At 70.8% G+C, this 13408-nt stretch carries 11 protein-coding genes; 3 read left to right on the forward strand and 8 right to left on the reverse strand.

Annotated features, from left to right (window positions below; translation table 11 throughout):
• Positions 1-93 precede the first annotated feature (93 nt).
• Positions 94-633 (forward strand): NUDIX hydrolase family protein, encoded by a 540-nt coding sequence (locus ACQBJO_RS11030; RefSeq protein WP_421007337.1) that lies wholly within the window; start codon positions 94-96, stop codon positions 631-633.
• Positions 634-636: 3 nt separating this feature from the next.
• On the opposite strand, the gene ACQBJO_RS11035 is transcribed toward ACQBJO_RS11030, so the two are convergent.
• Positions 637-1080 carry a MarR family winged helix-turn-helix transcriptional regulator gene (locus ACQBJO_RS11035; RefSeq protein WP_421007338.1) on the reverse strand — a complete coding sequence of 148 codons (444 nt, stop codon included), beginning with the start codon at positions 1078-1080 and terminating at the stop codon, positions 637-639.
• A gap of 86 nt (positions 1081-1166) precedes the next feature.
• On the opposite strand from ACQBJO_RS11035, the gene ACQBJO_RS11040 reads away from it, so the two are divergent.
• Positions 1167-3029: an ABC transporter ATP-binding protein gene (locus ACQBJO_RS11040; RefSeq protein WP_421007339.1), complete on the forward strand. Its 1863-nt coding sequence runs from the start codon at positions 1167-1169 to the stop codon at positions 3027-3029.
• 133 nt (positions 3030-3162) lie between these two features.
• On the opposite strand, the gene ACQBJO_RS11045 is transcribed toward ACQBJO_RS11040, so the two are convergent.
• The gene (locus ACQBJO_RS11045) at positions 3163-3927 is read right to left on the reverse strand and encodes a lysophospholipid acyltransferase family protein (protein ID WP_421007340.1); all 765 of its coding nucleotides are present in this window, start codon (positions 3925-3927) and stop codon (positions 3163-3165) included.
• 85 nt (positions 3928-4012) lie between these two features.
• Here ACQBJO_RS11045 and valS point away from each other — a divergent pair, with 85 nt between their 5' ends.
• Complete coding sequence (gene valS, locus ACQBJO_RS11050; RefSeq protein WP_421007341.1) at positions 4013-6631, forward strand: valine--tRNA ligase; 2619 nt, start codon at positions 4013-4015, stop codon at positions 6629-6631.
• 51 nt (positions 6632-6682) lie between these two features.
• Here the strand turns inward: valS and ACQBJO_RS11055 are convergent, their stop codons facing one another.
• From ACQBJO_RS11055 to treS, 6 genes are all read right to left on the reverse strand, one after another.
• Complete coding sequence (locus ACQBJO_RS11055; RefSeq protein ID WP_421007342.1) at positions 6683-7414, reverse strand: hypothetical protein; 732 nt, start codon at positions 7412-7414, stop codon at positions 6683-6685.
• 98 nt (positions 7415-7512) lie between these two features.
• Complete coding sequence (gene clpX / locus ACQBJO_RS11060; protein WP_421007343.1) at positions 7513-8790, reverse strand: ATP-dependent Clp protease ATP-binding subunit ClpX; 1278 nt, start codon at positions 8788-8790, stop codon at positions 7513-7515.
• A 155-nt stretch (positions 8791-8945) separates the two neighbouring features.
• Positions 8946-9551, reverse strand: a complete 606-nt coding sequence (locus ACQBJO_RS11065; RefSeq protein WP_421007344.1) for a hypothetical protein — start codon at positions 9549-9551, stop codon at positions 8946-8948.
• Positions 9552-9663: 112 nt separating this feature from the next.
• A complete protein-coding gene (locus tag ACQBJO_RS11070) occupies positions 9664-10338 on the reverse strand; it encodes an ATP-dependent Clp protease proteolytic subunit (RefSeq protein ID WP_072625038.1) in 675 nt (224 codons plus the stop codon).
• 28 nt (positions 10339-10366) lie between these two features.
• The gene (locus ACQBJO_RS11075; protein ID WP_255186358.1) at positions 10367-10948 is read right to left on the reverse strand and encodes an ATP-dependent Clp protease proteolytic subunit; all 582 of its coding nucleotides are present in this window, start codon (positions 10946-10948) and stop codon (positions 10367-10369) included.
• A 184-nt stretch (positions 10949-11132) separates the two neighbouring features.
• The gene (treS, locus tag ACQBJO_RS11080; protein WP_421007345.1) at positions 11133-13400 is read right to left on the reverse strand and encodes a maltose alpha-D-glucosyltransferase; all 2268 of its coding nucleotides are present in this window, start codon (positions 13398-13400) and stop codon (positions 11133-11135) included.
• Positions 13401-13408 lie beyond the last annotated feature (8 nt).

Here is a 13408-nt window from a genome sequence, read left to right on the forward strand (position 1 = left end):
CGGAAGGCTCGCCGCTGATGACGGCTCAGGCGCCTGTGGCTCCAGTGTAGGACGCCCCGGTGGAGGGCCGAAACCGCGTGCGAGGATGGCCGCATGCCGACCGACCTCGACCGTCAGGAAGCGTGGCTCAGCCGCGAGGAGCTCGACAACGTGCGCGGCCGCGTGCCGATCCTCTACGTCGCGGCGGTGCCGGTGCGGGTCGCCGACAACGGCGACGTCACCGCGGTCGGGCTGCTGCTGCGGGCCAGTGAGAGCGGCACGATGGAGCGCGAGCTCGTCGCCGGCCGGGTCAACTACCACGAGCGCGTGCGCGACGCCCTCGTGCGTCACCTCGAGAAGGACCTCGGCCCGATGGCCCTGCCGAGCGTGCCGGCCTCGCCGATCCCCTTCACGATCGCCGAGTTCTTCCCGACGCCGGGGGTCACGCCCTTCCACGACCCGCGCCAGCACGCCGTTGCGCTGAGCTTCATCGTCCCGGTGCGCGGCGACTGCGCGCCGCAGCAGGACGCCCTCGACCTCGCCTGGCTCACCCTCGACGAGGCCGCCGAGACCGGGCTGCAGGCCGAGATGGCCGGTGGCCAAGGAGCGCTGCTGCGTCAGGCGCTCGCCCACCTCGGGCACAGCTCCTTCTGACCCTCAGCAGCCCAGCCCCTCCTCGAGCGTCGTCAGCGCGTCGGCGAGCGCCGCGCGCTGCTGCCCGCTGAGCGCGCCCATCTGGTCACCGACGCTGCGGCGACGCGCCTCGTGCACCGCCGACCGCACCTGCCGTCCGGCGTCGGTGACGACGACGACACTCGCCCGCCGGTCGTGCGGGTCCGGCTCGCGGACGACATAGCCCTTGCTCTCGAGCGCATCGACGACATCGGTGACCGACCGCGGTGCGATGCGAAGGGAGTCGGCCAGGTCGCGCAGCCGCGGCGCCTCCGCGCGGTCCGCCGCCACGCGCAGGGCGCGGGCCTCGTGGGGTGACAGGTCGTGCTCCGACAGGTCGACCATCCAGGCCCGGCGCAGGCCGCGGGCCACCCGCAGCAGCTGCTCACCGAGGTCCTCCGTGCCCTGCCCGACCACCCGCTCGCTCATGCCGACCACGGTAGCCGAGTTGCCTCCTTCCCTCATAGTGAGGTAACCTCAGCACCACGAACAGACCTGAGATGAAAGGGGACCGCATGGACACCCCGACAACCTCCCCCAAGCCCGGCGGCGGGCACGGACCCCGCCGCATCGACCCGCGTGACCGCGCCCAGCTCGCCGAGAGCCCCGTGAGCGCCCGCCGGGTCATCGCCTACTTCCGTCCCTACCGCTGGCAGGTCGCCGCGGTCGTGGCGCTCATCGTGGCCAGCTCGCTGATCTCGATGGCCTCTCCCTTCCTCCTGCGCACCGTCATCGACGACGCGCTCCCCCACCAGGACGTGCGCCTGCTGCTGCTCGCCGTCGGCGGCATGCTGCTCGTCACCATCGCGACCGCCCTCATCGGCGTGCAGCAGACGTGGATCTCCACGCGCGTCGGGCAGGCGGTCATGCACCGGCTGCGCACCGACGTCTTCACGCACCTGCAGCGGCAGGCGATGAGCTTCTTCACCCGCACCCGCTCCGGCGAGATCACCTCACGCATCACCCAGGACATCGCCGGCATGCAGTCGGTCGTGACGAGCACGGCCGTCTCGATCGCCTCCAACCTCACGACCGCCGTCGCCACCGCGGTCGCCATGGCCGCCCTCAGCTGGCGGCTGTCCCTGCTCTCCCTGCTGGTCCTGCCCCCGGCGATCTGGACCACCCGCAAGGTGGCCCTCGCCCGGCGCGAGATCACCTCACGGCGGCAGCGTCGCCTGTCCGACCTGCAGGCCCAGGTCACCGAGGAGCTCTCGGTCAGCGGCGCGCTGCTCTCCAAGACCCTCGGCACGGCCGAGCGCGGAGCCCGTGAGTTCACCGAGACCTCGACCGACCTCGTCGGCCTCGAGGTGCGCAGCGAGCTGGCCGGGCGCTGGCGGATGGCGACGATGTCGATCGTCTTCGCCGCGATCCCGGCCCTGATCTACCTCGCCGCCGGCTTCCCCGCGACGAGCGGCGGCATGACCATCGGCACGATCATCGCCTTCACGACGCTGCAGTCGGGCATCTTCCGGCCGATCATGGGGCTGCTCAACGTCGGCGCCTCGTGGGTGGCCTCGATGGCCCTCTTCAGCCGGGTCTTCGGCTACCTCGACCTCGAGCCCGAGGTCACTCCCCCGGCCGCTCCGGTCGACCTCGACCCGACGACGGTGCGCGGCGACGTGCGCATCGAGGGCGTCGGCTACGGCTACCCCGACGGCGACCGGCTCGCCCTCGACGGCATCGACGCCGTCATCCCCGCCGGCTCGCACCTCGCGCTCGTCGGCGCCACCGGCAGCGGCAAGTCGACCCTCGCCTCGCTGCTCGTCCGGCTCGCCGACCCGACGAGCGGGCGGATCACCGTCGACGGGGTGGACCTGCGCGACATCGACCCCCAGACCCTCACCCAGGTCATCGGCATCGTCACCCAGGAGACCTACCTCGCCCACGACACGGTGCGCGCCAACCTCCTGCTCGCCGACCCTGAGGCCACCGAGGCTCGGCTGTGGCAGGCCCTCGCCACCGCCCAGGCGGCCGACCTCGTCGCCGCCCTGCCCGACGGGCTCGACACGGTCGTCGGCGCGCGTGGCCACCGCTTCTCCGGCGGGGAGAAGCAGCGGATCGCCATCGCCCGCACCCTGCTGCGCGACCCGGCCGTCCTCGTCCTCGACGAGGCGACGAGCGCCCTGGACAACGACACCGAGCGTGAGCTGCAGGCCGCCCTCGACGCGCTGGCCCGCGGCCGGACGACGATCACCATCGCCCACCGGCTGAGCACCATCGAGTCCGCGGACGAGATCCTCGTGCTCGCGGGCGGGCGGGTCGCCGAGCGGGGCGAGCACCTCGCCCTGCTCGCCCGGCGCGGCGCCTACGCCCGGCTCGCCGGGGAGGAACCTCGGCAGGGTGACCGTCGGGATGCCGAGGTCGCCCTCACCGCGTGAGGTGCGGGGCTCCCCCTTCGCCACTGCCCCGCCTGCGGACTCCAGAACGGCGAACTGCGCAAGACCCTGGGGTCTTGCGCAGTTGACAGGTCGCCACTCTGCAAAACCCTAGGGTCTTGCAGAGTTCTCGGGCTCAGTCCTTGGTGAACTGGTCCTTGGTGCGGGTCATGTCCTTGTGGTCCTTGGCCCAGGCGTCCTCGTAGGTCGGGGCGGTGCCACCGAGACGGGCCGGGTGGAAGCGCAGCTCGTCGCCCGTCAGGGGCGGGTAGGCGGCGATGGTCTCGTCGAGGAGCTGCTTCATGACCTCGCGCAGCCGCTCGGTGACCTCGTTGACGTCGTCGTCGGGCCCGACGTGGATCGGGTCACCGATGGTGATGTGGATCGGGAAGTTGGTGCGCCCCAGACGCTTGGGTACGTCCTTGGTCCAGATCCGGTGCGCGCCCCACACGATCGTCGGGAGGATCGGCACGCCCGCCTCCTGCGCCATCCGGGCGGTGCCGCTCTTGAGCTCCTTGATCTCGAAGGAGCGCGACATCGTCGCCTCGGGGTAGACCCCGACGACCTCGCCGTCCTTGAGCTTGGCCACGGCCTCCTTGAAGGCAGCCCCACCCGCGTGCCGGTCGACCGGGATGTGCTTCAGCCCCCGCATGAAGAACCCGGCCACCTTGTGCTGCCAGATCGACTTCTTCGCCATGAAGCGCACCCAGCGCTGGCTGCGGCGTGCCCCCAGCCCGGCGAGGACGAAGTCGATGTAGCCGGTGTGGTTGATCGCCATGACCGCGCCGCCACGCTTGGGGACGTTGCGGTCGCCCTTGATGGTGAAGCGGTAGCCGTTGATGAGGAAGATGGTCCGCGCCACGATGATGATCGCGCGGTACAGGGGCTCGGGTCGGCGCATGACTGCAGCCTACGGTCTCGTAGGTCGCCGGAGCAGGCACGGACCGATTGGTCCGCGCCACACCGGTGATGGGAAGATCCACCCCATGACCGAGCACTCCCCCGCCCCCGACGCAGCCCGCATCCCGGACCGTCCCTCGCTGGACGGCCTCGAGGACACGTGGGGCGCCGTATGGCGTGAGCAGGACACCTACGCCTTCGACCGCGAGGGTGCCCGGGAGCAGGTCTTCTCCATCGACACCCCGCCGCCGACCGCGAGCGGGTCGCTGCACATGGGGCACGTCTTCAGCTACACGCACACCGACTGCATGGCCCGCTACAAGCGCATGCGCGGGCTCAACGTCTTCTACCCGATCGGCTGGGACGACAACGGCCTGCCGACCGAGAAGCGGGTGCAGAACTACTACGGCGTGCGCGGCGACTCCTCGCTCCCCTACGACCCGGACTTCACGCCCCCCTTCGAGGGCACGACGAAGACCATCAAGGCCGCGGACCAGGTCCCGATCAGCCGGCAGAACTTCATCGAGCTGTGCGACGAGCTGACGGTCAAGGACGAGGAGGCCTTCGAGTCCCTCTTCCGCCGCCTCGGCTTCAGCCTCGACTGGAACATCCAGTACCGCACCATCGACGACCGCTCCCGCGCGACGGCGCAGACCGCCTTCCTGCGCAACCTCGCCCGCGGCGAGGCCTACACCGCCGAGGCCCCCGGCCTGTGGGACGTGACCTTCCAGACCGCCGTCGCGCAGGCCGAGCTCGAGGCCCGCGACTACCCCGGCGCCTACCACCGCGTCGCCTTCCACGGCGCCGACGGCCCGGTCCACATCGAGACCACCCGTCCCGAGCTGCTGCCGGCCTGCGTCGCCCTCATCGCCCATCCCGACGACGAGCGGTACCAGGGCCTCTTCGGCTCCACCGTCACCTCCCCGCTCTTCGGGGTCGAGGTGCCCGTCGTCGCCCACCCCTCGGCGGAGATGGACAAGGGCGCCGGCATCGCGATGTGCTGCACCTTCGGTGACCTCACCGACGTCATCTGGTGGCGCGAGCTGCAGCTGCCGACCCGCTCCGTCGTCACCCGCGCCGGCCGGATCCTCGGCGAGACGCCCGAGTGGATCCAGAGCGAAGGGGGCGCCGCCACCTTCGCGGAGATGTCCGGCAAGACCGTGCACTCCGCCCGCGAGGTCGTCGTCGAGGCGCTGCGCGCCTCGGGTGACCTCGACGGCGAGCCGCAGAAGACCCAGCGCAAGGCCAACTTCTACGAGCGGGGCGAGAAGCCGCTCGAGATCGTCACCTCGCGCCAGTGGTACATCCGCAACGGCGGCCGCGACACCGAGCTCAACCAGGCGCTGCAGGCCCGCGGCGACGAGATCGACTTCCACCCCGACTTCATGAAGTCGCGCTACAAGAACTGGGTCGCCGGGCTCAACGGCGACTGGCTGATCTCCCGCCAGCGCTTCTTCGGCATCCCGATCCCCGTCTGGTACGCCCTCGACGGTGACGGCCAGCCGCAGTACGAGAGCCCGCTCGTGCCGACCGAGGAGCAGCTGCCGGTCGACCCGATGACGCACGTGCCCGCCGGCTACACCGAGGAGCAGCGCGACCAGCCGGGCGGCTTCACCGGCGACCCCGACGTCATGGACACCTGGGCGACCTCCTCGCTCACGCCGCAGATCGCCGGCGACTGGCTCGCGGGCGAGCGCGGCGAGAGCGACCTCTTCGGCAAGGTCTTCCCGATGGACGTGCGCCCGCAGGGGCACGACATCATCCGCACCTGGCTCTTCGCGACCGTGGTGCGCGCGCACTTCGAGCACGGCAGCGCCCCGTGGAAGAACGCCGCGATCTCCGGGTGGATCCTCGACCCCGACCGCAAGAAGATGAGCAAGTCGAAGGGCAATGTCGTCACGCCCGAGGACGTCGTCGTCGAGCACAGCGCCGATGCCGTGCGCTACTGGGCCGCCTCGGGCCGACTCGGCACCGATGCCGCCTACGACACCGGCCAGATGAAGATCGGCCGCCGCCTGGCGATCAAGCTGCTCAACGCGAGCAAGTTCGCCCTCGGCTTCGGCGAGCCCGAGCTCGACGACCGCCAGGGGCTGGCCTCGGTGATCACCGAGCCGCTCGACCGGGCGATGATCGCGGCCCTGCAGCAGGTCGTGGGCGATGCGACCACCGGCTTCGAGGCGTGGGACTACACCCGCTCGCTCGACGTCACCGAGACCTTCTTCTGGACCTTCTGCGACGACTACATCGAGCTCGTCAAGGACCGCGCCCACGGCGGTGACCCGTCGGCGCGCGCCGCGCTGCGACTGGCACTGTCGGTCCTGCTGCGACTGCTCGCGCCCTTCCTCCCCTACGCGACCGAGGAGGTCTGGTCGTGGTGGCAGGAGGGCTCGGTGCACCGCGCGACCTGGCCCGAGGCCAGCGAGCTGGCCCTCGCCGACGCCGGTGACCCGCAGGTCCTCGCGGCCGTCGGCACGGCCCTGAGCCAGGTGCGCAAGGCCAAGTCCGACGCCAAGGTCGGCATGCGCAGCGAGATCACCTCGGCGACGCTCGTCGCCCCGGCCGCGACCGCCGAGCGGGTGCGCGCCGGCGAGGCCGACCTGCGGGCCGCGGGCCGCCTGACGGGGAGCTTCGACTACGCGGAGGGCGACGAGGTCGTCCTGCGCGACGTCGAGCTCATCCCCTTCGTCAAGCCGCCGAAGAACTGACGACCTGATGACGCAGGGCCCGCCTCCCCGAGGGATGCGGGCCCTGCGTCATCAGATGGTGTCGGCGTCCGCCCCGCGCAGCAGGTCGGTCGAGGGCTCGGGCGCCAGCCGGGGCACCCGCCAGGCGGCCGTGGCCGCCGACCCGTCGAGCACACGTCGGTGACCGGTCGGCTGGACGAGGATCCACGGCACGGCCCAGCCGCCCAGGCGCAGTCGGCGGGTGGCGAAGGCGTCCTCCTCGAGCACCTGCACCGAGCCGCTCGCCGGCTCGTAGACGTGGAGCACGTCCGGCCGCTCGCCCGGGAGCACGAGCGTGACGTGCCGAGGCAGCAGGCGGCTGCCGACGTAGAGCGCGGCCGGCTCCCCGTCGACGACGAGGTCGAGCAGCCGCCGGTAGCGGGCGCGCAGCGACTCCTCGGAGTGGGCTCGCACGGAGATGATCCGATAGCGCGTGCCCGGCCGGGAGCCGCCGTGCTCGAGCTCGTGCGCGAGGCCCCACGGGGGCGTGCCGAGCGCCTGCGGCCACGCGAGAGTGAAGCCGCCGCCGGGGCCGCGCCAGCCGTTGGTGCGAGCGTGGACGACCCGCTCCCAGGCCGCGAAGCGCTCCGCTGCGGTGGCACCCTCGGCGCCCGGCACCGGATGCCCCTCACCGGTGGCGACCCAGCGGGCGAAGGGAGCGTCGACGAGCATCCGGGCGACCGTCGCGCACGCGGACCCGCACGTCGTCGGGCTCTGCTGCCGTGGCCCGGACGATCCCTGCACGAGGCGGAAGGGCGCGTTCACACCGACATCCTGTCAGGCTTCGAGACGGCCGCGGACGGCCTCCGGTTCCTGCCCTCCGAGACGGTCGCTTCGCGACCTCCTCAGGGACCGGTGGGAGGTCAGGCGGAGCGCTTGTGCTTGCGCTTGCCGCTCTCCTCGTGACGCACGATCGTCGGCAGGACGTTGTCGCGCACGACCTCGGCGCTGACGACGATCTGCTTGATGCCGTCGTCGCTCGGGGTGTCGAACATGACCGGCATGAGGACCTCCTCCATGATCGCGCGCAGGCCACGGGCTCCCGTGCCGCGGGCGATGGCGGAGTCGGCGATCGCCTCGAGGGCGTCGTCGGTGAACTCCAGCTCGACGCCGTCGATCGCGAACATCTTGCGGTACTGCTTGACGAGAGCGTTCTTGGGCTCGGCGAGGATCTGCACGAGGGCCTCGCGGTCGAGCGGGGTGACCGTCGTGATGATCGGCAGACGGCCGATGAACTCGGGGATGAGGCCGAACTTCATCAGGTCCTCGGGCATGACGTCGGTGATCGCCTCGGCGAGGTCGGTCGCCTTGTGCAGCTCGGAGCCGAAGCCCAGGCCCTTCTTGCCGACGCGCGACTCGATGATCTTCTCCAGGCCAGCGAAGGCGCCGCCGACGATGAAGAGCACGTTGGTCGTGTCGATCTGGATGAACTCCTGGTGCGGGTGCTTGCGCCCGCCCTGCGGGGGCACCGACGCCGTCGTGCCCTCGAGGATCTTCAGCAGCGCCTGCTGCACGCCCTCGCCGGAGACGTCACGGGTGATCGAGGGGTTCTCCGACTTGCGGGCGACCTTGTCGATCTCGTCGATGTAGATGATCCCCTGCTCGGCCTTCTTCGTGTCGTAGTCGGCGGCCTGGATGAGCTTGAGGAGGATGTTCTCGACGTCCTCGCCGACGTAGCCGGCCTCGGTCAGTGCGGTCGCGTCGGCGATCGCGAAGGGGACGTTGAGCATGCGGGCGAGGGTCTGCGCGAGATAGGTCTTGCCGCAGCCGGTCGGGCCGATGAGCAGGATGTTGGACTTCGCGATGTCGACGTGGTCCTCGTCGCGCTTGGCGACCGCGCCCTCGTCGGCCTGGATCCGCTTGTAGTGGTTGTAGACGGCGACGGCGAGCGCCTTCTTCGCCTTGTCCTGACCGATGATGTAGGTCTCGAGGAAGTCGTAGATCTCGCGCGGCTTGGGCAGCTCGTCGAGGCCGAGGTCACCCGAGTCGGTGAGCTCCTCCTCGATGATCTCGTTGCACAGGTCGATGCACTCGTCGCAGATGTAGACGCCGGGCCCGGCGATGAGCTTCTTCACCTGCTTCTGGGACTTGCCGCAGAAGGAGCACTTGAGCAGGTCGCCGCTCTCTCCGACTCGTGCCACGTCAGGTGTCCTCTCGATCCCGGGTCGACCACGTGGGTCGCGTGCCTCGACCGTACCCAAGTGGGTGCCGGTCACCTCCCATTGGACACCGACCGACAGGGGCGCGTCGCGCCGTTCCGCTGACAGCGCAACCGCCCGACCCGCCCCGCCGTCCGTCAGTCGTCGGCCTCGTCGTCGTCCCGCATGATCTGCGCGATGCCCACGACGAGCGCCAGGACGAGCGAGAGGCACAGCCACGCCGCCTCGCGAGGCCGCCACCACCCGCCGGAGCCCTCGTCGGACGTCGGCGCGGACGAAGGGGAGGCCGCCGCCGGTGTCGTCCCGGCCCCGAGCCGCTCCTTGACGTCGGCGACCGTGACCGCACCCTGCGGGGTGCCAGGGGCCAGCGCCGTCGTCCCGCCGCACAGGTCGACCCGCCAGGCATCGCCCGCACGCGTGCCCAGCAGCAGGTACTCCCGCCCGACGGCGAGGCGCACGCCGCAGGAGGCGGAGTCGTCACGGCTGACGACGGCCACCCGCTGCTGCCCGGGCCCCTTCCACTCCCTTCGCACGACGACGTCGTAGCGCGAGCCGGCCATCCCGTCGGCGCTCGTGTGCTCGTCGCGGGCGGCGACCTCGACCCGCGCGACGAGCGCCGCGCGGTCGACGAGACGTGCCGGGCTGCTCACGGCGCACGAGCAGGCCTGGGCCGCGGGCGCGGTGAGGACCACGACCGGCAGGGCCAGCAGAGCCGCCAGGAGCGGCAGAAGCAGACGTCGCATGGTCCTTGGACGTCTCCCACCCTGGTTCGGTTCCACGTCCGGCGCGGCACGACGCAGGGCCCCGGAGATCGCTCTCCGGGGCCCTGCGGTCGTGGTGGCTCTGTCGCCGCGGTCAGTCCTCGAGCGAGGCCTTGCGCGGGGTGAGCACCTCGTCGATGAGGCCGTAGTCCTTGGCCTCCTGCGCCGAGAGGATCTTGTCGCGCTCGATGTCCTCGCGCACCTCCTCGGCCGTCTTGCCGGAGTGCTTGGCCCAGGTCTCCTCGAGCCAGGTGCGCATGCGCAGCACCTCGTTGGCCTGGATCTCGATGTCGGAGGCCTGGCCGTACTCACCGCCGGCGAGCGCCGGCTGGTGGATGAGGATGCGGCTGTTGGGCAGGGCGAAGCGCTTGCCCGGGGCACCGGCGCCGAGGAGCACCGCCGCCGCCGACGCGGCCTGACCGATGACGAAGGTCTGGATGTCGGGACGGATGTACTGCATCGTGTCGTAGATCGCCGTCATGGCGGTGAAGCTGCCACCCGGGCTGTTGATGTACATGAGGATGTCGCGCTCGGGCTCCATCGACTCCAGCACGAGCAGCTGGGCGATGATGTCGTCCGCGGAGGCGTCGTCGACCTGCACGCCGAGGAAGATGATCCGGTCCTCGAAGAGCTTGGTGTACGGGTCCATCCGCTTCATGCCGTAGGAGGTGCGCTCCTCGAAGTTCGGCAGGATGTAGCGGCTGGACGGCCCGGGACGAAGGGGGGCCGAGCCCGGCTGGTGGGTACGCAGCTGTGCGTCGAAGTTCATGGTGTCTCCTGGAAGGCTCGGGGTCGGCTCAGTCGCTGATCGGGTTGTCGGTCGGGCGACCGGCCTGGTCGGAGCGCTCGAAGACGTGGTCGACGAAGCCGTACTCCTTGGCCTCCTGGGCGCCGAACCAGCGATCGCGGTCGGAGTCCTTGTGGATCTGCTCGACGGTCTGGCCGGTGTGCTCGGCGATGAGCTCGGCCATCTGCGTCTTGACGAAGAGCATCTGCTCGGCCTGGATCTTGATGTCCGAGGCGGTACCGCCGATGCCGCCGGAGGGCTGGTGCATCATGACCCGCGCGTGCGGGGTCGCGTAGCGCTTGCCCTTCGTGCCGGCCGACAGCAGGAACTGGCCCATCGAGGCGGCCAGACCCATGGCGACCGTCGCGACGTCGTTGGGGATCCACTTCATCGTGTCGAAGATCGCCATGCCCGCGGAGATCGAGCCACCGGGGCTGTTGATGTACAGCCAGATGTCCTTCTCGGGGTCCTCCGCCGCGAGGAGCAGCATCTGGGCGGCGATGGCGTTGGCGTTGTCGTCACGCACATCGGAGCCGAGGAAGATGATGCGCTCCTTGAGGAGGCGCTGGTAGATGTGGTCGTCGAGACCCATCCCGCCCTGCGGGCCGGCTGCGACGATCTCGCTGCTGTTGCTCACGCTCACTCGCTTCTCCGCCGTGTCGGCGGTTGCTCTCGTGTTCACGACTTTCACTGACCCTAACGCCCGCTCCCCGCGCATGTTTCCCGCCTCCCGGCCGTGTTCGCCGTGAGCGCAACACCATGGCGAAGGGGGGAGCTCACCCCTTCGCCGGCGTCACCAGGAGCGACAGGCCGGCGAAGCCCTCGAGCTCGACGTGGAAGCCGTGGAGCTGGTCGACCTCGCCGAAGGTCGAGCCGTCGCCCATGTCCATCAGGCGCGAGCCGGGCTCGAGGTGCTCGCTGATGACGGTGCCGCTGATCGGTTCCCCGCTGAAGTTGAGCACCGTCACCTGCAGCTGACCGGGGACCTGCTCGTAGTCGTGCACCATGACGAGCATCGACCGGTGCGCCACCTCCGGCACGTCGACCTGCCGGGTCGTCGCGATGGCGAAGTAGCCGCGCAGGTGGAGCAGGTCCTTCAGGCGCCGGACGAAGGAACGCGGGTCCTGCAGCTGCGCGTCGATCGGGCCGTAGAGCGTCCGGGCCCGCGGCATGCCGGAGGCGGACCCGGTCGCCTCCGGAGCGACGTCGAGCAGGTCGTAGGCCGGCCGGTGGACCCAGCGGGTGTCGCCCTCGCGCAGCAGCGGCTCGATCTCGTCGGCGGGGATCGGCAGCGCCCCGACGAGGTCCCACCCCGACAGGGCGAAGACGCCCGGCTGCAATGCGTTGAACATCGCGAGCAGCAGGTGCGCCCGCGTCACCCGCTCGACGTCCTCGTCGGTGAGCGCGTCGAGGTCGCGCAGACCGAGGGCGGCGGTGATGACGGACGCGGTCGTCGAGGCGATGCCGTTGGTCGTGAAGACGAGGTTGTAGGGCGCCGCGTCGCCGGTGAGGGCCTCGGTCAGCTCCTCACGGATCGTCGCGGCGAGCCCCTCCCCCGTCGTCACCTCGCCCCGGAAGTCGAACTCGTCGTCGCGGTGCCGGCTGGCGAAGTGGACGAGCTCGTAGGTCATCTCGTCGTGGTTCTGCAGGGCGTGGACGAGTCCGGCCGCGTCCACCCCGAGCTCGTGCGCCTGCCGCAGGGTCAGCCGGAGGAACTCGGTGTCGCCGGTCGCGAGGGCGTGGTGGTAGGCGGGTCGGTTGACGAAGTCGTAGGACAGGTCGGCACCGCCCGCGGCGGTGTCGCGGATGTCCTCGATCGAGAGATTGAGCTCCTGGAAGGTGAAGCCGCCGACCTTGCGCACCATCGACCCGATGAGCTGGTTGGCCGCCTGCGACAGCGGGTGCCCCTCGGACCACGCCGGGCCCTCGAGGGTGCGCTCGACGCCGAGGAATCCGTTGGCGTCCAGCCTCAGACCGCCGGAGCCGAGGTCACCGAGACTGTGCAGCGCGTCGCCGATGACGAGTCGCATCCCGGCAAAGGTGGGGTCGAGCCAGTTGATCGACGGCTGCCCCTCCTTGAAGTAGTGCAGGTAGACCCAGCGGCGGGTCACCCCGTCGGGTCCGGTCACCGGGGCGGTCACCGACCAGTTGGTGTCCTTGAGGCCCGGCACGTGGAAGATCACCCGCTGCATCTCGCCGACGATGAGCCCGGCGTCGGCCAGGGCCGCCTCGGCGGCCTCGTCGAGGTTGACCGAGTCCCGCCCCTCGGGCACGTCGGGCAGCAGGTGCCAGTCCTCCTGCGGGATGGCGACCATGTGGTAGATCCCCGGGTAGTCGTCGACGCCCATCTCGGCGAGCCGGAAGTCGGCCCCCTTGCCCGTGTGACCGGGGACGATGTCGTCGATGACCGTGCCGTCGTGGTCGGCCGCGACCCGGCACATCTCGCGGTAGTCGTCCTCGCTGCCGAAGAGCTCGTCGATGTGCGTGCCCACCCGGTCGAAGTGCCCGTCGACGCTCGGGGTCGGGCTCCAGCCCGACAGCCCACCGGCCCGCTTGACCGGCCCGGTGTGCAGCGCGTGGATGCCGATCTCCTGGAAGGTCTGCCACAGGACCGGGTCGGCGAGCGAGGCGAGGAAGGAGGTGCCCGGGCGGGTGATCATCGAGATCGGGTAGGCGGTGAACCACACCGACGCCGTCTGCACGGCCGCCCGGGGGTCGGGCTGGGCGAAGGGGTTCTGCCACATCGACCCCTGCCCGGTGAACTGCGCCGCGATCTCCTTGGCGTCCTGGAGCATCGACTGCCCCCGCAGCCACTCGACGTAGACGGGGTTGGACCCCAGCGGCTCCCCCGAGCGCACCTGCGCTGCCGAGGGAGCGCCCTGCGGACGCAGCCGGGCACGGGGCCGCAGCGCCCGCGGGCGGGCGGGGAAGAAGACCTGCGCGAAGTTGGGCTTGCCCGGGTCCTCGACCTCGAGGGCCTCGACCTCGACGGTCTCGTGGTCAGCAGGCACCTGGTCGGCGGGCACCTGGTCGCGATCGCTCATGTCCGCCA

The organism is Janibacter zhangyanbonis (assembly GCF_050507325.1).
GTDB lineage: Bacteria > Actinomycetota > Actinomycetes > Actinomycetales > Dermatophilaceae > Janibacter.

Bases quoted from the DNA above. Each gene is read 5' to 3' on its own strand.
- ACQBJO_RS11030 (WP_421007337.1), top strand. From the start codon at position 94: ATGCCGACCGACCTCGACCGTCAGGAAGCGTGGCTCAGCCGCGAGGAG.
- ACQBJO_RS11035 (WP_421007338.1), bottom strand. From the start codon at position 1,080: ATGAGCGAGCGGGTGGTCGGGCAGGGCACGGAGGACCTCGGTGAGCAG.
- ACQBJO_RS11040 (WP_421007339.1), top strand. From the start codon at position 1,167: ATGGACACCCCGACAACCTCCCCCAAGCCCGGCGGCGGGCACGGACCC.
- ACQBJO_RS11045 (WP_421007340.1), bottom strand. From the start codon at position 3,927: ATGCGCCGACCCGAGCCCCTGTACCGCGCGATCATCATCGTGGCGCGG.
- valS (WP_421007341.1), top strand. From the start codon at position 4,013: ATGACCGAGCACTCCCCCGCCCCCGACGCAGCCCGCATCCCGGACCGT.
- ACQBJO_RS11065 (WP_421007344.1), bottom strand. From the start codon at position 9,551: ATGCGACGTCTGCTTCTGCCGCTCCTGGCGGCTCTGCTGGCCCTGCCG.
- ACQBJO_RS11070 (WP_072625038.1), bottom strand. From the start codon at position 10,338: ATGAACTTCGACGCACAGCTGCGTACCCACCAGCCGGGCTCGGCCCCC.
- ACQBJO_RS11075 (WP_255186358.1), bottom strand. From the start codon at position 10,948: ATGGGTCTCGACGACCACATCTACCAGCGCCTCCTCAAGGAGCGCATC.
- treS (WP_421007345.1), bottom strand. From the start codon at position 13,400: ATGAGCGATCGCGACCAGGTGCCCGCCGACCAGGTGCCTGCTGACCAC.